27 protein-coding genes and 2 pseudogenes are annotated in these 25848 nt (G+C 68.2%); 13 read left to right on the top strand and 16 right to left on the bottom strand.

The genetic code is table 11. The annotated features are described in order from the left end of the window. Positions 1-265: 265 nt before the first annotated feature. The gene (locus tag ACFYY1_RS41815; RefSeq protein ID WP_388595232.1) at positions 266-1885 is read left to right on the top strand and encodes an IS1182 family transposase; all 1620 of its coding nucleotides are present in this window, start codon (positions 266-268) and stop codon (positions 1883-1885) included. 618 nt (positions 1886-2503) lie between these two features. Here the strand turns inward: ACFYY1_RS41815 and ACFYY1_RS41810 are convergent. The 3 genes from ACFYY1_RS41810 to ACFYY1_RS41800 form a co-directional block, all read right to left on the bottom strand. After that, a complete protein-coding gene (locus ACFYY1_RS41810) occupies positions 2504-3400 on the bottom strand; it encodes a PaaX family transcriptional regulator C-terminal domain-containing protein (RefSeq protein ID WP_388595231.1) in 897 nt (298 codons plus the stop codon). Between the two features lie 250 nt (positions 3401-3650). After that, positions 3651-4499: an alpha/beta fold hydrolase gene (locus tag ACFYY1_RS41805; RefSeq protein WP_388595230.1), complete on the bottom strand. Its 849-nt coding sequence runs from the start codon at positions 4497-4499 to the stop codon at positions 3651-3653. Positions 4500-4519: 20 nt separating this feature from the next. Then, complete coding sequence (locus tag ACFYY1_RS41800; RefSeq protein WP_388595229.1) at positions 4520-5749, bottom strand: saccharopine dehydrogenase family protein; 1230 nt, start codon at positions 5747-5749, stop codon at positions 4520-4522. A gap of 85 nt (positions 5750-5834) precedes the next feature. Here ACFYY1_RS41800 and ACFYY1_RS41795 point away from each other — a divergent pair, with 85 nt between their 5' ends. From ACFYY1_RS41795 to ACFYY1_RS41785, 3 genes are all read left to right on the top strand, one after another. Next, on the top strand, positions 5835-7460 hold the full coding sequence (locus ACFYY1_RS41795) for a flavin-containing monooxygenase (RefSeq protein ID WP_388595228.1): 1626 nt from the start codon (positions 5835-5837) through the stop codon (positions 7458-7460). Between the two features lie 71 nt (positions 7461-7531). Further along, positions 7532-8017, top strand: coding sequence for a hypothetical protein (locus ACFYY1_RS41790; protein ID WP_388595227.1), 486 nt, complete (start codon positions 7532-7534; stop codon positions 8015-8017). Positions 8018-8158: 141 nt separating this feature from the next. Beyond that, positions 8159-8413: a hypothetical protein gene (locus ACFYY1_RS41785; protein ID WP_388595226.1), complete on the top strand. Its 255-nt coding sequence runs from the start codon at positions 8159-8161 to the stop codon at positions 8411-8413. Between the two features lie 678 nt (positions 8414-9091). Here the strand turns inward: ACFYY1_RS41785 and ACFYY1_RS41780 are convergent. The 4 genes from ACFYY1_RS41780 to ACFYY1_RS41765 all read right to left on the bottom strand — a co-directional run bounded on the left by ACFYY1_RS41780 (position 9092) and on the right by ACFYY1_RS41765 (position 12019). After that, complete coding sequence (locus ACFYY1_RS41780; RefSeq protein ID WP_388595225.1) at positions 9092-9706, bottom strand: GNAT family N-acetyltransferase; 615 nt, start codon at positions 9704-9706, stop codon at positions 9092-9094. A 507-nt stretch (positions 9707-10213) separates the two neighbouring features. Continuing rightward, on the bottom strand, positions 10214-10684 hold the full coding sequence (locus ACFYY1_RS41775) for a hypothetical protein (RefSeq protein WP_388595224.1): 471 nt from the start codon (positions 10682-10684) through the stop codon (positions 10214-10216). Between the two features lie 169 nt (positions 10685-10853). Beyond that, complete coding sequence (locus ACFYY1_RS41770) at positions 10854-11330, bottom strand: transposase (RefSeq protein WP_388595233.1); 477 nt, start codon at positions 11328-11330, stop codon at positions 10854-10856. Next, on the bottom strand, positions 11255-12019 hold the full coding sequence (locus ACFYY1_RS41765; protein WP_388595222.1) for a helix-turn-helix domain-containing protein: 765 nt from the start codon (positions 12017-12019) through the stop codon (positions 11255-11257). The genes ACFYY1_RS41770 and ACFYY1_RS41765 overlap by 76 nt, the downstream gene beginning before the upstream one ends. 465 nt (positions 12020-12484) lie before the next feature. Between ACFYY1_RS41765 and ACFYY1_RS41760 the strand changes: the two genes are divergently transcribed. Further along, positions 12485-13255: a hypothetical protein gene (locus ACFYY1_RS41760; RefSeq protein WP_388595220.1), complete on the top strand. Its 771-nt coding sequence runs from the start codon at positions 12485-12487 to the stop codon at positions 13253-13255. Between the two features lie 189 nt (positions 13256-13444). Here the strand turns inward: ACFYY1_RS41760 and ACFYY1_RS41755 are convergent, their stop codons facing one another. Then, positions 13445-14071, bottom strand: coding sequence for a hypothetical protein (locus tag ACFYY1_RS41755; RefSeq protein ID WP_388595219.1), 627 nt, complete (start codon positions 14069-14071; stop codon positions 13445-13447). A gap of 245 nt (positions 14072-14316) precedes the next feature. Here ACFYY1_RS41755 and ACFYY1_RS41750 point away from each other — a divergent pair, with 245 nt between their 5' ends. Both ACFYY1_RS41750 and ACFYY1_RS41745 read left to right on the top strand, forming a co-directional pair. After that, positions 14317-14562, top strand: coding sequence for a DUF6233 domain-containing protein (locus ACFYY1_RS41750; RefSeq protein ID WP_388595217.1), 246 nt, complete (start codon positions 14317-14319; stop codon positions 14560-14562). 56 nt (positions 14563-14618) lie between these two features. Further along, entirely contained in the window at positions 14619-14849 is a 231-nt protein-coding gene (locus tag ACFYY1_RS41745; RefSeq protein WP_388595215.1) for a hypothetical protein, read from the top strand. A 95-nt stretch (positions 14850-14944) separates the two neighbouring features. Here ACFYY1_RS41745 and ACFYY1_RS41740 read toward each other — a convergent pair whose 3' ends face one another. After that, on the bottom strand, positions 14945-15283 hold the full coding sequence (locus ACFYY1_RS41740) for a thioredoxin family protein (protein WP_388595214.1): 339 nt from the start codon (positions 15281-15283) through the stop codon (positions 14945-14947). 561 nt (positions 15284-15844) lie between these two features. Further along, positions 15845-16984, bottom strand: a complete 1140-nt coding sequence (locus tag ACFYY1_RS41735; protein WP_388595212.1) for a PucR family transcriptional regulator — start codon at positions 16982-16984, stop codon at positions 15845-15847. A gap of 88 nt (positions 16985-17072) precedes the next feature. Here ACFYY1_RS41735 and ACFYY1_RS41730 point away from each other — a divergent pair, with 88 nt between their 5' ends. Beyond that, positions 17073-18128: a ferredoxin reductase gene (locus ACFYY1_RS41730; protein ID WP_388595210.1), complete on the top strand. Its 1056-nt coding sequence runs from the start codon at positions 17073-17075 to the stop codon at positions 18126-18128. 7 nt (positions 18129-18135) lie between these two features. After that, on the top strand, positions 18136-19254 hold the full coding sequence (locus ACFYY1_RS41725; RefSeq protein ID WP_388595209.1) for a fatty acid desaturase family protein: 1119 nt from the start codon (positions 18136-18138) through the stop codon (positions 19252-19254). Positions 19255-19660: 406 nt separating this feature from the next. On the opposite strand, the gene ACFYY1_RS41720 is transcribed toward ACFYY1_RS41725, so the two are convergent. The 3 genes and pseudogenes from ACFYY1_RS41720 to ACFYY1_RS41710 form a co-directional block, all read right to left on the bottom strand. Beyond that, positions 19661-19858: a hypothetical protein gene (locus tag ACFYY1_RS41720; protein ID WP_388595208.1), complete on the bottom strand. Its 198-nt coding sequence runs from the start codon at positions 19856-19858 to the stop codon at positions 19661-19663. A 26-nt stretch (positions 19859-19884) separates the two neighbouring features. Further along, positions 19885-20370 carry a hypothetical protein gene (locus tag ACFYY1_RS41715; RefSeq protein ID WP_388595206.1) on the bottom strand — a complete coding sequence of 162 codons (486 nt, stop codon included), beginning with the start codon at positions 20368-20370 and terminating at the stop codon, positions 19885-19887. A gap of 105 nt (positions 20371-20475) precedes the next feature. Next, positions 20476-20637 (bottom strand): annotated as a pseudogene (locus ACFYY1_RS41710) (ATP-dependent DNA ligase); the annotation flags it as partial. Positions 20638-20715: 78 nt separating this feature from the next. Here ACFYY1_RS41710 and ACFYY1_RS41705 point away from each other — a divergent pair. Next, positions 20716-21021 carry a transposase gene (locus tag ACFYY1_RS41705; protein ID WP_266788329.1) on the top strand — a complete coding sequence of 102 codons (306 nt, stop codon included), beginning with the start codon at positions 20716-20718 and terminating at the stop codon, positions 21019-21021. Beyond that, a pseudogene (locus ACFYY1_RS41700) lies at positions 21018-21464 on the top strand (IS3 family transposase); the annotation flags it as partial. The gene ACFYY1_RS41705 and the pseudogene ACFYY1_RS41700, both read left to right, overlap by 4 nt. Before the next feature lie 27 nt (positions 21465-21491). Here ACFYY1_RS41700 and ACFYY1_RS41695 read toward each other — a convergent pair. Next, a complete protein-coding gene (locus ACFYY1_RS41695) occupies positions 21492-21938 on the bottom strand; it encodes a hypothetical protein (RefSeq protein ID WP_388595234.1) in 447 nt (148 codons plus the stop codon). A gap of 538 nt (positions 21939-22476) precedes the next feature. Here ACFYY1_RS41695 and ACFYY1_RS41690 point away from each other — a divergent pair. Then, positions 22477-22863 carry a fucose-binding lectin II gene (locus ACFYY1_RS41690; protein ID WP_388595204.1) on the top strand — a complete coding sequence of 129 codons (387 nt, stop codon included), beginning with the start codon at positions 22477-22479 and terminating at the stop codon, positions 22861-22863. A 228-nt stretch (positions 22864-23091) separates the two neighbouring features. Next, on the top strand, positions 23092-23298 hold the full coding sequence (locus tag ACFYY1_RS41685) for a hypothetical protein (protein WP_388595202.1): 207 nt from the start codon (positions 23092-23094) through the stop codon (positions 23296-23298). A gap of 45 nt (positions 23299-23343) precedes the next feature. On the opposite strand, the gene ACFYY1_RS41680 is transcribed toward ACFYY1_RS41685, so the two are convergent. Next, a complete protein-coding gene (locus ACFYY1_RS41680) occupies positions 23344-24525 on the bottom strand; it encodes a hypothetical protein (RefSeq protein WP_388595200.1) in 1182 nt (393 codons plus the stop codon). A gap of 97 nt (positions 24526-24622) precedes the next feature. Beyond that, positions 24623-24838, bottom strand: a complete 216-nt coding sequence (locus ACFYY1_RS41675; protein WP_388595198.1) for a hypothetical protein — start codon at positions 24836-24838, stop codon at positions 24623-24625. Positions 24839-25848: the final 1010 nt, after the last annotated feature.

The following is a 25848-nucleotide window of genomic DNA, read 5'->3' as shown; positions in this document are numbered from 1 at the left end:
GGAGAGTTTCTGGGCCCTGCTCAAAGAAGAGATCGGCACCCGTGTCTGGCCCGACCGGGCCACCGCCCGCGCCGAGATCTTCGACTTCATCGAGAGACCCCGTTGCTCAATTGAGTGAATGCCGTCGATCTCGGTCTTGGCTGGTGACTGAGGGGTGGAGCCTGAGGATGGGGCTTGGGTGGCAGGCCTGCGGTTCGGTCGTGGGGCGGAGAGTTGGGTGTCGATGCGGGCAGACTCGGGTAGGGAAGTTCCTGAGGGGACGCGGATGGTGGCTCGAACAGCATTTCCGAAGGGCTGCCTGGCGATGCGGGTGCGGGACGCGCTTGGTCCGCTCTTCGATGACGAGATCTTCAGGTCCGCGTTCGGTGTGCGGGGCCGACCCGGTGTCGCGCCGGGGCAGCTGGCGCTGGTCAGCGTGCTGCAGTTCGCGGAGAACCTGACCGACCGGCAGGCCGCCCATGCAGTACGCGCGAGAATCGACTGGAAGTACTTGCTCGGCCTCGAACTGGACGACCCAGGATTCGACTTCACCGTACTGACCGGCTTCCGTGACCGTCTCCTGGTCCACGGGTTGGAGGAGAAGATCCTGGACCTGCTGCTGGTGCGGCTCAACGAGTTGGAGCTCGTGTCCGGCCGGGGCCGGCAGCGCACCGACTCCACCCACATCCTCGCCGCGGTGAGGAATCTCAACCGCCTGGAGTTCGTCGGCGAGACGTTGAGAGCCGCCCTGGAGGCGGTTGCCGTGGCAGCACCCGAGTGGCTCGCCTCCTGGATGCCCGGGGGTTGGCAAGAAGAGTACGGGGCCAGGGTGGACTCTTACCGACTACCAAGCGACGAGAGCGAGCGGACCCAACTGACCTGGCGCATCGCGGCCGACGGCTACCAGTTCCTCGAAGCGGCGTTCGAGGTCAGTGCCCCCGCCTGGCTTTCGCAGGTCTCAGCTGTCGGCATCCTGCGGACCGTATGGCTCCAGCAGTTCCAGCGCACGATTACGGACGGAGTGCAGGAGGTGACCTGGCGGGGGAAGAACGAGCTCCCGTCCAGCAGAGCCCGGATCACCTCGCCCTACGACCCCGACTCCCGCAACGCCGTCAAGCGCGGCTCGGCCTGGGACGGCTACAAGGTTCACTTCACCGAGACCTGTGACGCCAACGAGACCAGCCAACCGCACCTGATCACCAACGTGGTGACCACGGACGCTACGGTCGGCGACCCCGTGGTTGTCGACGAGATCCATGACCAGCTCGACGCCAAAGGCCTGCTGCCGGGCGAACACCTGATGGACGCCGGCTACATCTCCGCAGAGCTCCTGCTGACGGCGCCCAGCCAGCGCGGGGTCCGCGTCATCGGCCCAGTCCGGCCCATGACCCGCCGCACCTCCCAGGCAACCGGCTACGACAAGGCGTCCTTCGGAATCGACTGGGACGCTCGCCGGGCAACCTGCCCCGCCGGCGCCCACAGCCGCTACTGGACCGAGGGACTCGACAACAACCAGCGATCCGCGATCCGCATCCGCTTCGCCACCGAGACCTGCGCGCCTTGCCCCTCCCGCGGACAGTGCACCAACTCGACACGCTACGGTCGCCAGCTCACCGTCCGCCCACAAGATCAAGACGCCGTCCTTGAACGTGTCCGGGCCGAGCAGACCACCGAGGAATGGAAGGCCGTCTACGCGATTCGCTCTGGCGTCGAAGGCACGATCCACCAGGCAGTCACGGCCGCGGGCACCCGCAGAACCCGTTACACAGGACTACGGAAGACCGCTCTCGCACACGTCCTCACAGCCACCGCCGTCAACCTGCTCCGTCTCGATGCCTGGTGGACTGGACAACCCCTCGCCCCCACTCGGACATCACACCTCGCCGCCCTCGACCTCGCCGCATAGAGCAATTGGGCAACGGGGTCATCGAGACGTTCTACAACCGCCGCCGACTGCGCAAGCACAAGGTCTTTGGCTACCTCACCCCAGCCGAGACCCGACAGCGGCACCAACACGACCTCGCGGCATAAAGATCGAGTGTCCAAGATCACGGGGAAGCTTCACAGCGCGATCGCTGACCGCCCAGCGCACAGCGAGGGATCCGAACCGGTGGAGGTCTTGGTTTGGCTTCGTACACGAGAGTGAGCAGCGTTTTGACAGCAGTTCGGGAGGCACTGCGGAGGCTGGCCCGCGCCGAATGTTCACGGCTCTGAGCAGCAGCTCGGGGGCGTGGGCGGAGGCCGGCCGTCTGCCGCTTCCAGAAGGGCTGGGCAAAAGCGCTGGCTACGAGGGCAGGTGGTCCGTCGTGGCGGCACCGTTGCCGGGTGCCAGATCCGTGATCCGTGTTGCTGCTCAAAGCCGTGAACATCGGTATCGCCGCCGCGCAGATGCCCCCTCCCGCAACGGTGAACAACTGCTGACGCGAGTCGTGAACAAAGCCACCGTACGGAACCCCTGGCGTGAAGCTCACGCCAGCTTGCATCTCAGGCCAGGGCCTGTCCGAGCCAGTCGGCGCAGTGGGCCTCAGTTGTCGGCAGCTGCTGGGCGGATCACGTCGCGGTAGAGCTGGAAAAGGCTGACTCGCTCGCTCTCCTCTGTGTACTTACCCAGGAGTGACCAGCTTTGCGCAACGAGTTCACGGGCCTGTGTGCCGAGCCAGGGCTGGGGCAGCAGTTCCGGCGGCAGGAGGGGGTCGGGCTCCATGGCACGGGTGAATTCGGCGGCCAGTTCGACCGCGATCGTCAGCCGCTGGGGGCTGGGGAGGTGGGTGTCTTCCTGGAGTCGGCGCAGCCGCGATTGGGCGACGGAGGCGAGTCGCTGGTAGCGGTCGGCGATCTCGTTCTGTGGCCAGAGGGTGCGGGCGATTACGGCGGGGTCGTGTTCGTTGCCGTGGCGCAGGTTGTCCGTGGTCAGCAGAGTGAGGTGGTCGAGGACATCGAGGTGGCGGGCTTGGTCTTCGACGTAGGGCTCCCAGGCGTTGGCGCTGATGTAGAGGCCGCCCTGTACGGGTGCACCGCCGAGCCGGGTAAGTGCGGCTCGCAGGGCGTCGCGTGCGGAGCGGGCGGTCTCGGGGACCGCGAAGGCGACGAGGTGCCAGATACCGTCCCAGGGCGCGAGGCCCGCATCCTGCCGGAACGCGTGTGCGACGAATTCGACGTCGGGCCCAAGAGTCTGCTCGGTGGCGCCGGTGGCCCGCAGGACTGCTTTGCGTCCCCTGCCTTCCTGGGTGAACCGCCCTTCGGTGACGAGCCGCTTGACGCACAGCCGCACCTGTTGGTCGGTCATGCCGAGCAGCGGGGCGATGGCGTAGAGCTCGCCGGTGTCGACGGTGTGGTCGGTGCGGATCAGTGCCTCGACGAGTGTCCGGGTGGGGACCTGGACGGCTGGTTCCGGAGTGCGGGGTGAATCCGTTCCAGGCATGTGGTGGGGGCCTTTCGGGCGTCGTCGAGATGGTTGATCAAGGTGCCGCGCTGGGGTGCTGAACCGAGGAGCGATCAGAATCGATTCGATCGTTTACATTACTTCGGCTCATGGGCACCGGGAGTGATGTCGACTACCTCGACGAAGTCCTGATCGGGAGCGCGAGGCGAGGCCGATCGTTATGGTCGCCCCGATCCGGACTGGGGCGACCATGTGGCCTACCGGCAGGCGTGTATGAGGCGGTCCGGCTTCACAGGTTGTTCCAGAACGAGCTGAGCAGGGCGGCTGTCTCTTCAGTGCGCTCGATCTGCGGCAGGTGACCGGTTCGTGGGAAGAGGTGGGTGCGTGCCCGGGGGAGGGTGGATGCGGCGTTGATGAGATGGTGGGCGGGGAGGATGCGGTCGTGGGTCCCCCAGACGACCAGTGTCGGGGTATCGAGCGCCGAGACCTCTACGAGCAGCTTCGTGCGCCAGATGGAACGTACGCCGCGCCAGGAACCGAGCTCGCGGGCGACCTGTCGCAGTGTCCGGGCTGCTCCTTCGCGGTGGGCGAGAGCGAGTGCTGTGGCTATCCGTTCGGGGGTCGCGAAGTCCGGATCGTGGAAGAGGGAACGCTCCGTCAGCTGTGCGTTGCCCTTAGCGGGGCGCAGAAGCAGCCGCCAGAGCAGTGGCAGGTCGAGGATGCGCAGCGTCCAGGTGACCTCGCGGCCGAATCCGGCGCTGTTGAGCAGTGCCAGTGAGGACACGCGCGCGGGTGCATGTGCGGTGAGCTGCATCGCGATGGCGCCGCCGAGGGAATTGCCGACAACGTGTACCGCGGACATGAGGTCGAGTCGGTCGAGCACCCGCTCGACGTGCCCGGCCAGGGAGGCGAGCCGGCTGTCCGGCAGGGGCTGCGACCGGCCGAACCCTGGGACGTCGATTGCGATGAGCCGGTGGTCGGGCAGGGCGGTCTGGAGCGGTGCCCAGTCCGCCAGGCTGCGGTCCAGACCGTGCAGCAGGAGCACCGGGGGGCCGCTGCCCGTCGCGGTGTAGTGGACGGTACGTCCCGCGACGTCGATGAAGTGGGTGGGGGGTGTGGTGGCTCTTTTTGATGGCACGTTGTGTCTCCTTTTGCGTTTCACTGGGTCGGGGTCACGTCAGTGATCACGCCGTCGCGAGGGCCGTCGTCGCCGGGAAGGTCGGGCACGTGGCGTGCCAGGTCGAGGAAGAAGCGGTCGGCGTCGATGGCTGTCTCCGGCGGGTGGACGCCGAGGTGGCCACCGGTGCCGTCCAGTAGTTGCGCGAGTCCCAGCGCCAGGGGCAGACCGGTTGCCTCTGCCATGTCGTTGAGCAGCGCCGAGGCGCCGGGTGTATCGGCGAGCCGGGCCAGGGCGGTGACGCGGCGGCCGTCGCGGGTGCCCGTGGCGGTAGCGAAGAACGGGGGCAGTGACCCGGGCCCCTTGCGGGTCATGGCACCCGCGGTGGCCCGCAGCGCGCGGGACACCGAGGGCTTGGCGAGTTCGGCTGCCGCGGTCTCGTTGGTGAGTTTGCCGGCGTCGATGTCGCGGCGCAGGACGTCGAGGTAGGCCACCGTGCCTGGGGTGACGACCATGAGGTTGGCGGCCTCGCCGGCCGGTCGGAAGCTGCGGTGCAGGGTGACCGGCTCGGGGTGGCCGACGGTGTAGGCCGTGCCGGTGTGTCCGGCGGATACGGAGAGGGCGACCGGTCGGAGTGGCCGCCGGTGGACGAGCCGTCCTTCGCTGACCATCGCGACTTTCCCGCTGATCTGCTCCATCCAGTGCACGGCGGCCGCGCTGGGGCGCCCGTCTGGGTCGCTCAGCTGCTCGTCGTCCCCACCGCTGCCGGAGACGTCGACGGGCCATGCGGTGTACAGGTCCTGGACATGGTCCAGCTGCCGGACGGCACGTGTGGCCAGCAGGTTGCTGACACCGGGGCTGGCGCCCATTCCCACCACGGCACGGACCCCGGCGGCTCGGGCCTCCTGGTCCAGGTCGAGCATCTGAAGGGTCGGCTCCCAGTCGTCGCAGATGTCCAGGTAGTGGGTGCCGGTCGTGATCGCGGCTCGCAGCACGGTCAGGCCGAAGCGGTAGTACGGGCCGACGGTGTTGAGGACGGCGTCCGCGCCCTCCAGGGCGGCGTGCAGGGCGCCGCTGTCGGTCACGTCCACCTTCAGCGCCCGCATCGGCGCGCCACCCGTGCCGTCCTCGTTGAGCCGGCGCACCAGCGTCCGGGCCGCCTCCAGGTTCCGGTCGGCCACCACGATCTCGGTGACGCCGGGGAGTCCGGCCGTCACACGTACCGCTACGGCCCCCATTGCTCCGGGGCCTCCGAGAGCCAGAATCCTCATTCGCTACTCCATCCATCGAGTGGGATACGATCGTATCGCATACGATCGTCGTAGATCCGAGCATTCTTTTGGGTGGAGGAGAATCATGACCGACCCGCACACCACGAGCCCGGCCCCGCGCAAAGCAGCCGGAGCCTCACCCGGACATGTATCCGTCGTCATCGTCGGCGCGGGATTCGCGGGCCTCGGCACAGCCATCCGGCTGCTGCAGGAGGGCTACCGCGACCTGCTGATACTGGAGCGGGCCGATGAAGTCGGCGGCACGTGGCGGGACAATGCCTATCCCGGGTGCGCCTGTGACGTGCCCTCGCGTCTGTACTCGTTCTCGTTCGCGCCCAACCCCACCTGGAGCAGGCGCTTCGCGCCTCAGGAAGAGATCGAGCGGTACCTGAAGCGCTGCGTCGCCCGATACGGCCTGACGCCCCGCCTTCGACTCGGCTGCGAACTGCAGCGCGCCACCTGGGACCCCGAGCGGCTGCGCTGGGACCTGGACACCAGCACCGGACCGCTCAGCGCCGGACTGCTCGTGATGGCCCAAGGGCCCCTTTCGGAGCCGGCCATCCCCTCACTGCCCGGCCTGGAAGGTTTCACCGGAGAAGCGTTCCACTCCGCCGGATGGAAACACGACCTGGACCTGTCCACCAAGCGGGTGGGCGTGATCGGCACCGGCGCGAGCGCCGTACAGTTCATCCCTCACCTGCAGCGCACGGCCCAGCAGGTGACTGTCTTTCAGCGCACTCCATCTTGGATCGCCCCGCGCCGGGATCGGCCGGTACCGGCGTGGCAGCGTCGCCTGTTCCGGCTGGCCCCGACGGTGCAGCGACTGGCGCGAGGCTGGGAGTACATGACTCGGGAGGCGACGTTGCCGGCACTGCTCGGCAACCGCACCATGGCCGCGCTGGGGCGTCGGGAGGCACTGGCCCATCTGCACCATCAGGTCAAGGACCCCGAGCTGCGGTCCAAGCTGACCCCGGACTACGCACTGGGCTGCAAGCGGGTCCTGCTTTCCGACAACTACTACCCGGCACTGGTTCAACCCAACGTCCACGTCGTCACCGACCCGATCACGAGCGTCGGACCGAACACTGTCCTTACCACCCCGCCCAGCGGCGCTCAAGCCGCACCCGGTGGCGCCACATCCGCCGGCACCGCGTATCCAGTGGACGTACTGATCTTCGGAACCGGATTCCGTGTCACCGACGCCTCCTACGCGCAGCGCGTCATAGGTGATGACGGACGGTCCCTGCACGAGGTCTGGCAAGGCAGCCCGCAGGCACACCTCGGTACAACCGTCGCGGGATTCCCCAACCTGTTCCTGATGGCAGGACCCAACACCGGCGTAGGACACACCAGCCTCATCTACATGATCGAGTCGCAGATCAACTACCTCGTCAGCACCCTGCAGCTGATGCGGAGCCGCGGTCTGGGCTCCGTGGACGTGCGCGCGGAGACACAGCACGCGTACAACGCCGAACTGCAGAACCGGATGGCCCCCACCGTCTGGGCCGCAGGCGGTTGCTCCGGCTGGTACCAGGACCGCACTGGCCGTGTCACCACCATCTGGCCCGCATCAACCTGGCAGTTTCGCCGTCGAACCCGAGCCATCGACCCAGGTGAGTACGTACTGACGGCGCCGTGCGTCACCCCGGACCAGTTCATCTCCGACGGGTCCGGCGGCGCGAGTGTTGGCGAAGCGCAGCTGGGGTCATGACGAATTCACGTCGCACCCGAGCGATCGGTTGCGCCTGCGGCCACAGGAGACTTCTGTCCAAGGAGTCGCTGGTGTCCACAGTACTGATCCGTAACCCGGCCACCCGGCTCTTCGCTTTCGAGGCGTTGAGCACCTTGCTGTTTGCGGTGCCCATGCTGATGGTCACCACGTCAGGCCAGCCCAGAGTGCCCGAATGGGCCCAGTTGCTGGGGCTCGCCCTGCTCCTCACGATGATCGGAGCGCTCGTGCACACGTGCCGGCTGACCATTGCCGACGGACTGAGACTGATCACTTGTGGGGCTGCCGGGCAGGGCGAGAGAGCAACAGGGAGGCTGCGCCAACAGTCCGGAGTGGAGCGGCGGTTGGGGTGGCTGCTGGTTCTGTATCCGGCCGTGCTGGCGATCCTGCTGCCTGTCCCCGATACATGGGTGCGTTTCTGGTTCTGGTCCACGGTGCTGCTCAGCCTGTCCGCGATGCTCTCACTCGGCTTGCTGTTGCGCGGCGCGGGCCACGCGAACTGCTGGCAAGAAGGACTTCTGAAGGCCGCGGGCCCGTAGCGCCGGATGTCGGCCGCCCGTCGCTCGCAGGATGTCACGGCGTCAGGACCTCGCCGCCGCGTGCCGCCTGGCCGATCACGCGGGCGTCGAACCCGCTGAGACATCACGCTGAAGTGAGCAGTAGTCCGGTTCGCTGCCAGTGTGGGTGCTCTGACCGAGGCGCGGCAGGCGGCGTTGGAGGAGACCGACCGGGTTGGTGCCCTTGCCCGGATACGGGTGGCAGTGGCGCTTCCGCTTCACCCAGAGCCTGATCCGGTCGCGCGGAAGTTCGCCGCCGAGCACAGCCGCGTGATCTACAAGGCGTTCCGCGGCCTGCTCCCGGGCGAGGACGCTCACAGCAGGGGGATCTGGGCCAGCGCGTCGGCGCCGGCACTTTCGACGACACCCTCTCAGTGACCGCGCACCCGTTCCAGGCCGAGATCGCCAATCCGCCTGCGTCCTTTGAGGCGCCCCCGTCGGGCTCACGCAGCCGGAGCGTTCCGGTGGGGACGCCGACAGTCTGCAGAACGCGGGGCCCTCGCTCACTAATGCTTCTGTCAAGCGGCCGTAGTCACTGGAAGTCACTGGAGGTGCGACTTGGCAGCACCGTCGGTCACGGATCAGGGCCGCCCACAGGACATTGGCGCGTTGGCAGGCCGGGGGACGTCAGTAAGGCCGCGTGCCACGCCTACGGTGCTTCCCGCCCGTGCCTGCCCCGGCCTGGTGTTGGTCCTGGTTGTAGCGGGTGGCGAGTTCCGCGCTCCGGGCGAGGTTTTTCTGTTCCGAGTCGCCCATCTCGGCGGGGGTGTACTCGCGTTCGTGGACGACGGCTCAGCTGATGGTGCCGTCGGGCCCGGCCGTGGGGGCCCTGGTGGACGATGACTCCGTCGCGGGTGATGGTGAGCCGGTCGGGGCCGGCTTCCATCCACGGTGTCTCGCCGGGGCCGGCCCCGTTCACCTTGGGCGGACCGGCGTACCAGGCTCCCTCAGGTGCGACCTGGACTAGCTAGGCGGAGGAGGGCCTGTGTGGGTCTTCTCGTGGGCTCGGCATGGGTCGCAGTAGACGTCGTCGATGTAGCCTCCGGCGCGCAGGCGCTATCTGTGATGGCCGTGCCCTTCGAGGCGGGCGGCAAGACGTTCCTTGGCCGCAGGCCACTCCTGGGCAAGGATCGAGAAGTACACCGTGTCGCGCCAGGTGCCGTCCGGCCGTCGGCGATGACGGCGCAAGACCCCTTCGCGGTGCGCGCCAAGACGAGCAATGGCGGCCTGCGAGCGGTGATTGAGATGGTCGGTCTTCAACTGCACGCGTCCCATGCTCAGGTCCTCGAAGGCATGGGTGAGGAGAAGCAGCTTCGACTCGGCGTTGACCTGGGTGCGCCAGAACGCGCGCCCGTACCACGTCCAGCCGATTTCCAGCTGTTCGTTGGCCACATCAATGTCCATGTATGTGGTCCAGCCGACGGCCTGACCGCTCGCGCCGTGGATGACTGCGAAGGGAACGTACTCACGACGCGCGGCGCCCTCCAACAGTGCGGCGAGCTTGCCACCCAGTTCCTCCAGGGTCTGTGGCGCTGGCCCACCCTGCCACCTCCAGACTTCCTCGTCGCGGCCCCCCGCCGCGAACAGGTCGTCGAGATGCTCCATCGTCAGTGGCTCCAGGCGTATGTGGCGGCCAGTGAGCGTGACTGGTGTGGGAAAGGAAGTGGGCATGCCGTTGAACTTAACCGGGCTTAGTACTAGATGCAAGAACTTATTGCACTAGTGCAACCCTTGATTCGTGAGTAGAAAGTTCCAGGCCCCGCGTGGGCGCCGGATGGACTTCTGGCTGCCACCGGCTCCCGCACCGCAACGGCCCGGCCATCCAGTCCTGCCGAGTGAGGTAGTGAACAACGCGGTTATCAGCGCGTCCGGGCCTGAGCGGAACGCGCTTCACTCGCATGAAGCACTTCAAGCCCTTCCGCGACTGCCGGCAAGGAGACAAGGGTCTCCGCTACGCGGTCCAAGCTGTTGCTGCCCTGCACAGCCACGCCGTGATCACGTGATCCACAAGGGGCCAGCGTCTAACCCTCACGGGGGGCGTGGCCGAGCCGCACGAGCGGGTCGTCGACCAGTACGTAGAGCTGATGCGCGGCAAATGACTGCCTGCGGCTCGCTCCGTCCTGGGCAGCCGCAGAGCGACCCGACCAGTCTGTGTTCTGGCTCCGGAACAGCGTGCTCTCAGTGCTTGTAGGTGACGTGGACGTGGTCGTAGTGGCCGCCGGTGACCGTGTGTGGGTTGTTCAGCCCATGGTCGTAGGGCCGTCCCCAGCCGTTTTGGTCCTGGGGGTGGTTGATGCTCCAGATGCGTCCTTGCCAGATGACGTACTGCACGTGCAGGGTGTCGGCGTTCTTGCGGAGCCATGCTGCCAGGGTCCATCCCTGGGCGAGTGCCGTTCCCGAGGCGCGTTTGCCGAGTGTGCCGGGGGTGTAGTCGCAGGCGCGGCCCAGGGGGTGTTCGCCGCCTTCGGAGCGTGGGGTCTGGCAGCCGATCCCGCCGTGCCAGCGCGGCCACTTCGTCAGGATTTCCTTGTATCCGTGGGAGGCCGCGCCGGTCAGGCAGCGGCCGCCGGTCGGGTCGGGATACGAGCAGACAGTCTCGCCGCCCTGATACGTGGCCGGGGGGCCGGGCAGGGACACTGATACAGGCACGGGGCCGTTGCTTCCGGTACTGGCGGGGGCACTGTCGGCCTGGTCGTACTGGTGGATGTTGCGCAGGACGTCGTCGGCGTACCAGCCGGCGTGGTTGTAGCGCCGTACGGCTTTGCGGAGCTGGGCGTTGTCGCTTAGTGGTCAACGTCGGAAGTCCTTCGGGGGTTGATCATGTGGTTGGCTGCGCGGAGGATTCTTCCTGGTGATCGGCGGTGTGTCGGTCGAGCCTGGCCAGCAGGTCGTCCGGGTCGGAGGTGGTGAACTTCCACTGGTATGGCTGTGCTGTGGCGTTGTAGCGGTCTTCGAAGGCTCGGAGCCGGTCCCTGACCTGGGCCAGGTCGGTGAAGTCGTTGGGCGAGACGACCTTGCGCTGCACGACGGAGAAGTAGATCTCCACCTGGTTGAGCCAGGAGGCGTGGACCGGGGTGTGGACCACGAGCGCGTTCGGGAATGCACTGGTCAAGCGGTCGGCGGCCTTCTGCCCGCGGTGGGAGGAGCCGTTGTCGACGATCCAGAACACCCTTTTGGCGCTGGCGTACGGCTCTTGGTTCATGACCTGGGTGACCAGGTTCATGAACGGGTCGATGCCGGTTCTGGGCTCGGTGCGGCTGAGCACCCTCGCGTGGTGGACGTCGTAGGCGGCCAGGTAGGCCAGGGCACCGCCGCGGCCGTAGGTGTGGTTGATCCGCATCGCCCGGGCCTGTCCGGGGGCCAGGGTGGGGTGGCAGCGGCAGCGGGCCTGGTGGAGGTCTTCTCGTCGGCGCTGATGACGTACTCGTCCGGTCCGAGCGGTTCGCCCTGCCAGGTGCGCGCGTACAGATCCAGTACACGGGCGGCCTTGGGTCCGAAATCGGGGTCGTGGATGAAGATCCAGGAGCGGTGCTGCCAGGGCTTGAGCGCGTCCCGGGCCAGCCAGCGGCGCACGGTGGAGTCCGACAAGGCCGGGGCGATGCCTCGTGCCGTGGCCTCGTGGGCCAGTTCCGGGCACGACCAGCGGGCCAGCGGCGTGCCGGTCTCGGCGAGTAGTTGGCAGGCCAGGGCCTTGACCTGGGCGGTCTGCAGGGCGGTGAACGAGGGTGGCCGGCCGGGGCGCCGACGGTCGGCCAGCCCGGGCATGCCCTCGTCGGCGAAGCGGCCTCGCCAGGTCCGCACGGTGTCCACATGCAGGCCCGTCTCGCGGGCGATGCACGCGTTGGAACGGCCCCGTGCCGCGTGGAGCACGACGTGCGCTCGGATCCGGGCCTGGTGGGGAGTCCTGTGCCCGTAGGCCATCTTCTTCAGCCGGTGCCTCTGCGAGGCAGTCAGCGATATCGGGCGGGCGGTGGCAACGGGCAAGGCAGGCAGGCCGATCAGCAGAAGTGGATCTTACTGGCTGGAGCCTGCCGCACCGCCTGACGCGGGCGGCCGGACAGGATGACCCCTTGCCCACCGTGCCGGAGTCGGCCAAGACCTCCCCTGCCCAGAAGCTGCCCGCGCGGCCTGGGCCGCCTGGCGGCAGCTCGCCGGCCTGGACGTCCGCTGCCGCGGCCAGTTCGCCTATGCCGGCGGCGAACTGGCCGACGGCGAAAGCAAACAAGCTGATGCGTCTGAACCGCGGAGGATCCGCCGGCACCTGCGGCTTCGCCCTCTACCTCACCCTCCCCGACATCTGAGAGAAGCCACCCACGGCACCGGCTCCGATATCAACCCCGAAGGATTTCCGGAGCCGACTTGCCATAGGGTGCACGGGTGGCTGACGTTAGTTTCGAGGCTCTGACGCGAGATCATGGCCGGCGTGCACCGGAGCCGACGTTCGGTGAGGTGACCGACCGGGTCTGTCGATGGCTCCGAGCCGTGGACGCCTCGGGCCTGGAACAGGCTTTCGACGAAGCCTCTTGGTTTGCGGATGTGCAAGTACAACCGTTCAGGGCACTCCTGGCGCTGGCGGAACCGGCACTACAGGCAAGCATGGAGCCCAACGCGCCGTCGGCGGACTTTACGACGCTGCTGACCAGGTTGCAGCTGCGCCTCGCCGCCCCGCTCCCACCCTCGCTGATCGGATTTTGGGAGCTACGGGCGCGAAGCCCGCAATGGCGCACACTGTTCGACACGCTGGTGAGCCCGAAGATATTCGCCCCATCCGCTTATCTCGACGGTCATGACTACGGCCCCGAGTACCGGCTGTCGGTGGCAGGGGTGGACAACTCGATTCGCCCGGTCCATGAGTCCTTGGACTACGGATACCAGGAGTGGTTCGACGACGCCGCAGAGGGCCTACGCGCCAGGGCTACCACCTGGCAGAATTTTGAGATCGGTGACAGCGTGATGCTCGACCCTACCGTCGCCCGCTCACTGATTCAGATCGCCTCCGACCATGGCGAGTGGGTCGTACTTGTCAGCGACTGGTGCGACGACACTGGCGAGTCGCCCATCTTCCGGGCCGGCGACGACTACGAGGGCTACGCGGACCTGCTCGGCACCAGCCTGCCGCAGTGGCTTGGCCTGGAGGTCGACGCGACGATGGCACATCTCGTCACACCGGACAGCGCCACTGACGTGGCAAGCGGGGCAAGCCTGCTCGGCTCAGCATGAACCGTGTATATCTACGCGATTGAACGCTGTCACGCTCGCGGGTCACGCACCCTTCCGCCGGGGTATCACGCTGCCCGATCCGGCCCCCAATCCCGAGCCCGGTTTCTCGTACACCCCTACCCGGTAGGCGCCCAGTCTGTCCGTGGGCGTTGAGATGTGGTCAAGGCCCCGCGTAGGTCCCACTCTGCGTCAACCCCCGAAGGACTTCCGACGTTGACCACTTAGTTTGCTGCGGCCGGTGCCGCACAGGTAGACGGCGGCGCCGAGCGCCGCGTCGAACGCATTGTGCGGGTCTGCGATGCCGTCGCCGTTGCCGTCCTGGCCGGTGGGCCCGTTCCAGGTGGAGGGCAGGAACTGCATCGGGCCGACGGCACGGTCGTAGGCGGTGTCGCCGTCCCATTTCCCACGGTCGGTGTCGGTGAACGACGTCGTGTTCCCGCCGGCGCCCGTGCCGTCGAGCCGGGCGCCGATGATGCGCGGGGTGATCGCCCCGTTGCCAGCGACGCGGTGGCCTGAGGCGTGGTTGGACTCGACCTTGCCGATCCCGGCCAGCACGGACCAGCGCATGCCCGTGCACTTCGGGCGCAGCTCGGTGATGCGCAAGGCCGCGTCCGTGTACGCGGACAGCATCACCTGTCCGATCCCTTTCACCGAGGCCGGGGCCGCCTGCGTCCCGGTGGCGTAGGCGGCCTGTTGGTCCTGGTCGTCCTGGTCGGCGGCGATCGCGCCGGTGAGGGCCACGACGGCGGCGAGGCTGACCAGCAGCGGTATGACGGTGGCGGCCGCGCCGAGCGCGAGCCATCCCTTCTTCGTCACGGCGTCCTCCGGTGCGGCGCGGGCCGCGCGGTGCGTGGCCGGGGGCTGCCGGTGCCGGTGACGGCTGGGGCTCGGGGCTGGGCACGGGGCGGTGTGCGCGGGCAGCGTCCGTACTCATCCGGTACAGCCGCTGGCGCAGGGCCTGCTGCTGGGAGGACGCGGCCGGCCGCTGTGCGGGCCGGGCGGCCCGCCGTACAGGCCGGGGCCGGGTCGGCGCAGGGGCTGGTCCAGCTGTGGGCCGGTGCATGGCCGGGGGCGGGACGGCCGGCCGGTTGACGGGGCGGGGTGGTGTGCGTGGGTGGGGGCGCGGTGGCAGGTCGCGGTGCATCCAGCGGTCATCGTCGGCGGCTCTGGTGCACCGCGGCGACTGCGCCCTGTATCCGGCCGAGGGCGGATTCCTCACCCGCGAGGAAGCAATGATCGCCTTGGCGGAGCCGGACATCGAGGCATGCCAGATCTGCAAGCCCGAGACGGGGCTGGTCGACGGGTAGGGCCGTACGGACCGCCCGACGCGCTTCATGGGCGCCGGGCTCGCAGGATCGGATCCGTGGAGTTCCCGACCAAGGCGGCACTGGCCCAAACCGTCCCAGTCCTGCCCCAGGGACCGAGCTGGTGGTACGAGCCCAAGCTCGACGGCCACAGAACAGTGCTGCGCCGTACCGACGAGACCGTCGTGCTGTACGCCCGGTCCGGCAGAGTCGTCACCCAGCACTGGATGGACCTGACCGTCGCCGGCATGACACTGCGCCCCGGGACGGTCCTGGACGGCGTTATGTGACCTGTGGGGGTGTCTCAGTCCCAAGGTGTCTCAGGCGGCGCAGCTCCCATAGACGAGACGTGACGGGCGTCGCGGCCACGTGCCGCAACGGCCGCTCAGAGGTGGCCGTCCAGGAACTTCCGTACCTCGGTGATGGTCATAGGTCCTGTGCCGTGCGCCACCGCCTCTCCCTCCTTTAGCAGGACGTAGGACGGGGCTCCGGTGATCCCGTATCGCTCGGTTGCGGCCGGACAACGCGTGATGTCGGTGCGGACGGCCGTCAGGCGGCCCGTGTAGTCGTCGGCGATGCCACCCACGACGAGGTCCATCACCCGGCAGGGCTCGATTGCCTTGGGCCATGTCCCGGTGAAGTATGCGAGGACCGGAACTCCGCTCATCCCGAGGATGAAATTGAACTCCGCGTCCTCACGGGGTCGGTGAACCCGCTTTGTCATGGAAGCTCCTGACCTCACGTTCCGTCATTCCATCCCCATCATCCCTCGCGCGGTGTGCCAGGCCGGCCCGGTCGGTCGTCCGGTTGACCTGTCGGAAGGGAGGCACGTGGCCGTCGCAGAACCACGGTGGTCCCCGGCGCGAGCGGCCCGGCCCTCCGCCCCTGGTGACCCGGCCTGGTCGCCCCGCCGGTCACCAAGCTGCAGCCCGCCGCGCGCCCGTGGGTCAGCTCGTGCCAGGACAGCGCCCTCCACGACGACATGAAAGCTGTTCTCAGGGCATAGCGGCCCAGATCACCTACCAGATGCTCGATGAGCGCGTCGACGAGCAGGCCGGTGCGCATCGTCCACCGGATCCAGTCGAGCCGTATCCGCCACCGCGCTTCTCAGAGACAGCGCCCCCGACAGGCTTCCCGGAGCCTTGCCTGGTCTTCACATCAACCCCCGGTCTCAGCCGGCTAATACCGCTCTTCCCCGGGCCGCATGAGCCAGCTGATGGCACCGAGAACGAGGCACGATTCCTGGACCGCCCGCGGACACAGTCGTGGACGGTCGAAGTACGCGTCAGCGGACCCGAAGACCGACCGCCAGCGTCAGTTCAAGGACCCGGTGTGGCGATGCGAGATCCGGAAACAGCTCCCGCAGCTGCGACATCCGGTACCGGACCGTCTGGGGATGGACGAACAACGCCGCCGCCACCTCGTCCCGCCTGCCCTGGTGGAGCAGCCACGCCCGCAACGTCTCCTCCAGCCGCCGTGCGGTCGCGACAGGCAAGGTCCGCAACGGTGCGAGAGCTCTGGCACGCAGGTCTGCGAACGCGTCCACGTCGGCGCTCAGCACCAGCTCGGGCAGGTGGTCCTCGGTGTCGCGAATATCAGAGGAGAGGGAGCGCGCGCGTACGGCTCGTGTGTACGAGGCGGACGCACGAGTCCATGGCCGGGCCGGGCCGACCACGGCGGTGCGGTCGGTTAGCTGCCGCAAGAGATGTGATCGGTCGGCATCGGGGACGAGCAGCACACCGGTGGCGTCCGGCGGATCGTCGAGGACGAGGGTGCTCGGGTCGAGCGCGCGGTAGGCAGGTCGGGCCTGGGCGGCGGGCAGCAGAACCGCGGTCAGCGAAACCGGAGGCTGCCACCCGGCCCGTTGAACAGAGGCCAGCAGCACGTCCGGGCTCGCGCCGGCGAGGAGGTCGCGGGCCAGGTGTTCCAGGTGGCGCTCGTGGGCCCTGCCCCGGGCGGCCAGTTCGTCGGCGTGGCCCGCGGCGCTCGCGGCGGAGAGCTCGTCGATGTAGGCGAAGGTCAGCTCGGCGAACTTGGCGACCTCGGCGGCGGGCAGACCTGCGGGTACGGCACCCGCTGCTAGGCATCGCCAGGCCACGCGGGCGCCGACGCGGTAGGCGCTGAGCAGTGCGTCCATCGAACGGCCGTCGCGCACCTCGCCGCGGCCCAGCTCGTAGGCTGCGTCACCGGCGTCGCCGCCTGTGGCGTTCCCGCTCGCGAGGTCCAGGTAGTGCCCCAGGGCGGTGCGGACGGCTCGGCGGATGGTGCTGCCCATGCGGCCCGAAAGAGCGTTGGCGTAGGGAGGGACCTCGTCGATGATCGCCTGGACGACCTCGTCGGCGGTGGTCTTCAGCGCGGCCCGAAGTGCGGTGACCGTCTTCTCATCCAGGGCCAGTTCGCTGGCCCTCCGGATTGCATGGCTCACGATTTTTGTTCCCTGCGAACAATTCAGCCGACCAGATTTACGTCCTGCGGTCAGGACTTTACGCCTTGAGGCGCAGCAAGCTGGAGTCATGACGAGTGCAGCCCTCCGTAGCAGGGCGTGGCAACTGCTGGAGATGGTCACGACGCCGCTGCTGCCGTCGGACTACCTCGACCTGGTCAGCCCGCTGCGTGCGGGCGCTGACCTGCGTGGGCGCATCGAGGCCGTGCACCCCGAGACGGGTGACGCCGCGACCATCGTGATCAGGTCGGGACGGGGCTGGCGCGGCCACACAGCCGGTCAGTACGTGCGGATCGGGGTCGATGTCGACGGGGTGCGCCTGTGGCGTGCCTACTCCATTACCTCGCCGACAAACCGCCAGGACGGCCGCGTCACGATCACCGTGAAGGCGATCCCGGACGGCAAGGTCAGCAACCACCTGGTCCGCAGGGCGAAACCGGGCACGCTGATCCAGCTCGACCAGCCGACCGGTGACTTCGTGCTGCCGCAGGCCAACCCCGCCAAGGTGCTCTTCCTGACGGCCGGCAGCGGCATCACGCCCGTGATGGGCATGCTGCGCGACATCGAGTTCGACGACGTCGTCATGGTCCACTGCGCGCCACAGCCGCAAGACGTGATCTTCCGCAACGAACTGCACGACCTGGTCGCGGACAAGAAGCTGCGGCTCACCGAGGTGCACACCGACACAGACGGCATGCTCGACATCGCCCGTCTCGACGAACTCGTGCCCGACTGGGCCGAGCGCGAGACCTGGGCTTGCGGGCCCGCGGGCCTGCTCGACGCCGCCGAAGAGCACTGGACCGAGCACGGCGTACAAGAGCGCCTGCACACCGAACGCTTCCGCCCCAGCATCGTCGTCGCCGGCGACGGCGGCGAGGTCACGTTCAACGCCACCGGCAAGACCGTCGACGCGGACGGCGCCACGCCGTTGCTGGACATCGGCGAGGAGGCCGGCGTGCTCATGCCCTCCGGGTGCCGCATGGGCATCTGTTTCGGCTGCATCACGCCGCTCAAGGCGGGCGCCGTCCGCGACCTGCGCACCGGCGAGATCACCGAGGCCGAGCCGGGCGTCCTCATCCAGACCTGCGTGTCCGCCGCGGCGGGCCCCTGCGACATCGAACGGTAGGAGCACCTTGACCGCCATCGACCCCACCGCCCACCTGACCGCGGAGCAGATCGAGGAGCTTGGCCGCGAGCTGGACGCGATCCGCGACGAGGTGATCGCCAGCCGCGGCGAGAAAGACGCCGCCTACGTCCGCAAGGTCATCTCGGCGCAGCGCAAGATCGAGCTGGTCAGCAGGGGCGTGCTGCTGTTCTCGATCTTCCCGCCCGCGTGGCTGCTCGGCACCGCCGGTCTGTCCGTGGCGAAGATCATGGACAACATGGAGATCGGCCACAACGTCCTGCACGGCCAGTGGGACTGGATGCGAGACCCGAAGATTCACTCCACCACCTGGGAGTGGGATCACGTCTCGCCGTCCGAGCAGTGGAAGCACTCGCACAACGAGCTGCACCACACGTACACCAACGTGATCGGCAAGGACAACGACCTCGGCTACGGCATCATGCGCGTCGACGAGGACCAGAAGTGGCACCCGTTCCACCTCGGCCAGCCGCTGTGGAATTTCATCAACGCCTGCTTCTTCGAGTACGGCATCGCAGCGTACGACCTGGAGCTCGGCAAGAACCTGCACAAGCGCCGCCGCAAGAACCCGGAGTTCCGCGCGCGGGCCAAGGCCGTGGGCCGCAAGATCCGCAAGCAGGTGCTCAAGGACTACGTGATCCACCCGCTGCTGTCGGGCCCGTCATTCCTCACCACGCTCGCCGCCACGTTCACCGCGAACCTGGTCCGCAACATCTGGTCCCACTCGGTGATCATGTGCGGGCACTTCCCCGAGGGCGTGCAGGTCTTCGAGCGCTGGTCGATCAAGGGCGAGACGCGCGGCCAGTGGTACCTGCGCCAGATGATGGGCTCGGCGAACATCAGCGGCAGCAGGGCCATGCACTTCATGACCGGCAACCTGTCGCACCAGATCGAGCACCACCTGTTCCCGGACCTGCCGAGCAACCGGTACGCCGAGGTCGCGGTGAAGGTGCGCGCACTGTTCGAAAAGTACGAGCTGGAGTACGTCACCGGGCCGCTGCCCAAGCAGGTGTTCTCCGCGTGGCGCAAGGTCTTCCGGCTCTCGCTGCCGAACAAGAAGCCCAAGGTCAAGACGCCGGACCGCGAGCAGGAGCTCATCGCGGCCTGATTCCCGGTATTGGTTCAGTTCTTTCGGCCGTACCGGCGGCACCGCTGGGTTCGGTGAGATCCGTTGCGGACGGTGGGCGGCCGCGACATCAGACCGTACGACACGGGATCCGGGCAGCCCGGTGTCCGGCTGCGCTGCCTGGACGTGCGCCAGGAGCTCAGCACACAGCCCCCGGCGAGGTGTTGTAGTGCGCTGACCCGCTGTGGTCGGGCCGGTAGTCGGGTGCGTACGCGCACTCGGTTTGCCGACGGGCGGGCTGGGTGGAAGGCATGGGCTGTGACGTGGACACTGCCGGAACCGATGCTCGCCGCCCCTGTGTCCGGCTCTGCGCTGCTGCCGGGGTGGGCGGGTGAGCCGAAGTAAGACAGGTGGCAGGCCCTGGTTGCGGCAGTCCTTCCGGCAACATTCAACGCGTCACAGGGAGGGAGGCCACGGTGCCGCCCTGGCCTAGAGCTTCGCGCAGAGTGGCGTTCTCCGCTTCGAGTTCGGCGTTCCGCAGGCTCAGCGTCTGGATGTGGTTGGCGTAGGCGGCGATGGTGGCGCGTGCCTCCCGCTGCTCGGTCGCGTGTTGGGAGCGCAGGTACATCAGCGGCGTGCTGATCACTCATCGAGCCGACGTGGCACAAGGCCTCACCGGAGCGAGGAGGGATCACCAATGCCCGCCAGCAGTTGGAACTGCCATTCCGGGTCAGCTTGGCCGATGGCCAGGCCGACCCATCGATCCGAGTTTGGCAACCGCCACGTCTGCATGCTGCCGGCGACACCGCAAAGGAAGCTGAGCGGTTCGCGGGCCGGGGGGTTCGGGCAGGGGTCGTCGAGCCCGAGACAGGGCCACAGATCAACCGTCTCCGGGGCACCCCAGCGTGCCGTGAGGATGGCGGACAGCGCGGCAAGGTCGGCTTCCAGCGCCCGCTCGGCTGCCTCGACGATCTCGGTGCTTCGATCCTCCCAGAAGTCCTGACTCTCACGGAGCACCGCCAGGTGAAAGCCGGGTCCGCTCCACCGGCCGCTTGCTCCAGGCCGGACCTCCTCGTCAGGAAAAGGCCGGGAGCTCAAGCCGTCGATGATCGACAGCTGCTCCTCGATGTGGTCTGCGGATCGGTGCTGGAGCGGCATGGCCGAAGCGTAGCTTCGCGGCTCCGGCCGGACCTTCCGAGCCGCCCGATCCTCGCGAAGCGGAGGCCGGTGACAGATGCCACGCCCAAGGGACAGCTATCGCGCTCAGATGTCGTCGGGGGCGAGGTCGGGGCGCAGCCGGTGCCAGGAGGGCTGGCGCAGCAGTCCCGCGCGGGTCCGGCTCGTGTAGCGGACCTCGCCGACCAGGCGTGGCAGGACCCATCGTGCTCCGGCCACGTGCGGCGTCTTGTCGAAGGGGCAGTCGTCGATGGGCCTTGACCCTGGGTTTTGGACACCGGAGACACTTGGATCTTGATGGTCCAGGAGAACGGAGTCCCCGTGGGGATGAAGCATTACCCCGCCGAGTTCAAAGCGGATGCGGTCGCGTTGTACCGGTCGAGGCCGGGAGCGACGATCAAGTCCGTCGCCGGTGATCTCGGGGTGAACACCGAGACGCTGCGGAACTGGATCCGGGCCGCCGACGGGCGCCGGCCCGGCGCCCACTCCGCACCGCCGGCCGCTTCGCAGACCGGCGGCGACGCTGTTCAGGCGGAGCTGGCCGCCGCTCGCAAGAGGATCCGTGAGCTCGAGGAAGAACGGGACATTCTCCGCAAGGCGGCCCGGTATTTCGCGACGGAGACGCGCTGGTGAACCGCTACCAGTTCGTTGACGATCACCAGCGCCGACACGGCGTGAAGCGGCTCTGCGACATCCTCGGCCTGGCCCGCTCGAGCTTCTACTATTGGCGCCGCACCGCATCCGCGAGAGCGGCCCGCCAGACCGTCGAAGCCGGGATCGCGGCCCGGATACGCAAGGTCCACCAAGACTCCGACGGCACCTACGGAGCCCCCAGGATCACCGCAGAACTCCGCGACGAGGGCGGCCCGGTGGTCAACCACAAGCGCGTCGCGAGGATCATGCGGTCCATCGGGCTCGAGGGAGTCCGTCTGCGCCGCCGGCACCGCACCACCGTCGCGGACCAGACCGCAGCGAAGGCGCCAGACCTGATCGGCCGTGACTTCACCGCGGCCGCAGTCAACAGAAAGTACGTCGGCGACATCACATACCTGCCGGTCAGCGGCGCGAAGCCGCTCTACCTCGCGACCGTCATCGACCTCGCCTCACGCCGGCTCGCCGGGTGGGCGATCGGCCCTGATGGCTGCGTTCGGCACGTCCGGCAGCACGTTGGTGACGGTCGGGCCGGCGGGGATGCGGTAGACGCATTGGTGCAGGTTCAGGTACCGCGCGGCCTTCAGGTCCAACGCCTTGAGCCCGCTGTCGTTGGCGTTGAGCCGCCAACCGTTCGCGCCGGGACCGCAGGACAACCGCGTATCGGCGTTGGCCGAGGCATTGGTGCCCGTGTCGACCGGCGGAAATCCGGTGGCCGGCATGAAGTTGGTGAAGTTCCGGGTGTTGTCGTAGGTGTACGAGCACTGATGGATGTTCAGGTAGCCGGGGTCTCCCGCAGCCGCGCGAATGGTCGGCGCACCGTGCGATGCGCCGACGGCGGGGGCGGCGGTGAGGGGCAAGGCGAGGGCTGCGGCGGCGAGGGCTGAGAGGAGCTTCATAGCTCTCCAGGGGAGTCGGTGGCGTGGGCGGCCCTGTCGGCCGCAAACGCCAGCGATCATGACCCCGCAGGTCACGGCCCGAAAAACGCAGAAACGCTTGATCAACTCAAACGTGTCACGACCTTGACGCGACTGGCCCACCCCACCCGCCCCCATACGGCAAACGCATGCCGTATCAGCGGGGCCCCACAGCTTCTCCCACACGCCTTCTCCTTGATCCGAAAGAAAGGCCCTAGGCGGCCAGGCCCGCCCCGACCACAGACCCGACCACGGGTCGGCGTAGACCGACCACAGCCCCGACCACCGCAGGCCAGGGCCAACACGCTGCTCCTGGACCATGCCTGTCTCTTCAGCGCGTTGGTTGTCGCTCGTTCGTGGGCTTCTGGAGCGTTCCGGGTCTGGGCATGCCGAGCCCTCGGCATGATCGTCTCGGCGTGGCGCCCATCGCCCGTCGAGTCGATCACCCGTGCGCGAACGCCCCCGGACGCCCGGGACCCGGCCGCCGTGTCTGGGGCCAAGCTGCTGCGAAGGAGTTGTTGTGAGCGAGAAGGTGTACGCGTTCGTCAAGGAGAACCGGGCCGAGATCTCTCTACCGGCTGGCCTGGATGTCCATGTCAAGGCGAAGTCCAACTCGCGGGTCACCCAGCTGGTGACGGTCAAGGGACTGGACGAGGAACTGCAGTTCACGGGCTCCGGAGAGAGGAACTCGAACCTCGGGGAAACGAAGATCACCACCACGGGGAACCTGCTCCACGCCACGTTCGAGTACTCCAACGGCGACGGTGTCCTCACACCGAGCAAGCTGAACACCGGCGGACCGTACGAGATCGGCAACTACAACATCCTGGTCGTAGTCGCCGAGAACGGAGACGACAGCGACTACAACGACACCATCCTCGAGCTCAGCTGGCACACGAAGGCGTAGCACCCCCGGCCCGGCCCAGGCTGGGTCCGACAGAGCGATGAGCGGGTGAGTCGCGAAGGCGGGCTGGAGGATTCCGCCGAGTCCTCCAACCCGCCTTCCGATGGGAAGGCAATCGAACAGCACCAGGCCGGGGTGCCTCCCGAAGCCGTGAACATCCGCTGCCCGTTCTCGACTCGTGGGCAAAGCCACCGGATCGATCGGTGACGCGCTGCCCGTACGATGACCGGCGTGACCGTCCGCCGCGCCCTTGGCCCCGGCCCCCAGGCCCCCGCGCCCAGCATCCGCGCCGCCCAGGCCGACCTCCTCGATGCTCTCCCTGGAGAGCGCCTGTCCGACCTCGACGACCTGCGCGCCCGAGGCGTCCTCGGCACACGCCCGTCCGCACCACCGTCCCCGCGGCGGACCCTCAAAACCGGCGACCACGCCGATGAGTGAACAGTCGTCAGTGATTTGATACCGCTTTCCACGGTGCTTTTCTCATCAGAGGAGGCCGAGGGCTTGGGCGATTCTGTGGCTCGGCCAGAAGAGGAAAGCGGGGTCCCAGAAGAACGGGACGACGGCTCCGGAGACCATCGCGGGAAAGCACCCGACGACCAATACCGAGAGGGTCCTGTCGGTTGCGCGCGGGGTGGGTATGTAGTCGATGATCACGACGAGGAACATTCCCAGGAAGCAGAGCGGTACCGCCCAGATGAGAGCGAATAAGTGGGGCCCGGGATTGGCTAGCCCGGCTGCAGCGGCGACCCCCAGTACGCCCGTCATGATGAAGATCCACGCGAGAGGCACGGCTACCCGGACGACGTACCGGCCGACGACCCAGGCCGCGGTGTCCTGAGCAGGAGGAGCAGTGGGTTCGTCTGGCTTGGGTACGCCGGGAGGGTGTCTCTTCTTGTGGAGGAGCTCGGCTGAGGGCCGGAAGGGCTTGGCGGGAGTGAGGGCGCCGTCGCCGGGACCCGCCAGGGCCTCTGTCGTTGCCCTCTCTCTGAGGCGGGCCGCCCGCCGGGCGAGAGTGGCATCGACGCTGTTGTCCACGAATGACACCGGGGGAGCGGTGCCGTCGAGGAGCTTCGTGTTCTGCGCGCGCAGCACGCTGACTTCCCGGAGCAGCAGTGCGGCCTGTTCGGTCTGCTCGGTGAGCTCGGCTTCGAGCTGTCGGGTGTACTCCTGCGCGTGATGGAGCTGGTCGCGCTGGCGGGCGACGAGGTCGGTCAGCTCGCTTTCCCTGCCCTCCGCAGCCTGAACCTGCTCACGTGCCTGGAACAATTCCCGGAAGAGGCCGGCAGCCTGTTCCTCGACCTCCGCCAGCCGCTCCCCACCCAAGTCCTGCGCCTGCTTGAGCTCCGCGAGTTCCTCGCGGAGCTGTGCGAGCTGTACCGAGGGTGAGCCGCTGGCCCGGTGGGCGTCGCCGCACAGCTCGATCAGGCGCTCGTACTCGGCGTCGGTGAGCGGGTGGCCGTGGTCGGCGAGCGCCTCGCGGAGCCTGGTCACGAAGGACCGCTCCGCCAGGCGCTCGCCGCTCAGGTACCGGGACATCGCCGCACGGGACACGTAGCAGCTCGACGCGAGCGCGGCCTGGGTGCCGCCACCCGCCCTGTACGGCCGGAGCACCTCACGCAGCGCGGCCGAGTACACCGCGGCCGCCGATTCCGGTCCCCCGTTCATCCCTGCCCCGTCCCCTGAACCAGTTGCCCCGAAAAGCCGTGCAGAGGAACAAGTGTGGCCTGCGGGCACCCCGCGGTGAAGGGGCCCGCTTTACCGCTCATGCCGCGCGCCCGCGTTGCCGCGGCATCCGACCAGCCGCGTCCCCGGCCACCTCGGTGTCCGCGCCGAAAGCGCGGAACAGCTCCGGCAGATCCCGGACCGCCGCCCGCTCGACCGCCCGCCGGTGCAGCCGGTAACGCAGCCACACCCGTAAGGCCGGCACCCCCACGACAGCGGGCACCCCCAGATACGACATCACTGCATACAGATCCATCTCTCGCTCCCCCGTCGGACCGGGGCACCTGCTGCCCCGGGCCCCTTTACGATCGCGCCGCCGCGGAGGATGCGGGAGAGGGAACGCTGTTGCCACCCACCCGGGAACGCCGCAAGTCACCCGCTACTGACGCAGAGCCGAAGCCCTCCGTGGCCGTGTGCCGGCCGGAGGTGGGCCGCAGGCCCCGGGCCCGGGTGGGCAAGCCTGGCCGGGGGATGGCTGCAGGGCGGCCTGCTGGGGGTTTCGTTGCCGTCCCACACGCAGACGCTGCCCCGTGGGCGGGCCCCCACGGACCAGGCCCGGACCACGGCCCTGGCTGGCCCGGGCCACGAGGGTGCCCTGGCCCGGGATCTCCTGCGTCATCCCCTGCGCGATCCCCCTTGCGACATCTCCTGCGGTATCTGTTGCACCCTCTCTCCACGGCGTCGTGCGTTTATGCAGGTCACCATGCCTGTAGAGGCATGGTCGGGGTGCTGACATCCCCTCTGCGCACCCCCTGCCGCCCGAACTGCCGAAATGGAGAGGGTGGGGGCGGGGCGGGCAGGAGCGCCTCGGGGATCGGCGGCCGGCAAGTCCCTCTCGCGCGTCGGCGGGGCCGCGCGCGGGCCGGGTCCGGTGCCCGTCCGTCTCTGAGGCGGAGCCGGAACACTGGGGTGCCCCCCCCGCACGGTCCAGTGCCCAGCCCCGCGTCGAGTCCGCCCGCGCGACACCTGGAGTCGTCCGTCAGACATCGGCTTCGCCGCGTAGGCCACCCTGTGCACCTCTCTGAGTGCCCATCAGCCCAGCCCGGAGCGGCCCGAGTCCGCGACGCAGAGAGGCGCGCAGGGAATCCGTTCTGTCAAAACGCTGCTCCCTGTCGCGTACAGAGCCAACAAGCCGAGGCGACAGTACGTAACATCAAGATTCCTTTAAGTGCAATACCGGTGACTTTGGTGGCAGTGGGTCGTTGGTTGTGGTGTGCCGAGGCCTGGACAGGTGAAGTCGTCGAGCGAGCGTTTGTCGGACCGGAT

This window comes from Streptomyces sp. NPDC001890, from assembly GCF_042891445.1.
Classification (GTDB): domain Bacteria; phylum Actinomycetota; class Actinomycetes; order Streptomycetales; family Streptomycetaceae; genus Streptomyces.
This window is presented reverse-complemented; position numbering and strand designations above follow the sequence as displayed.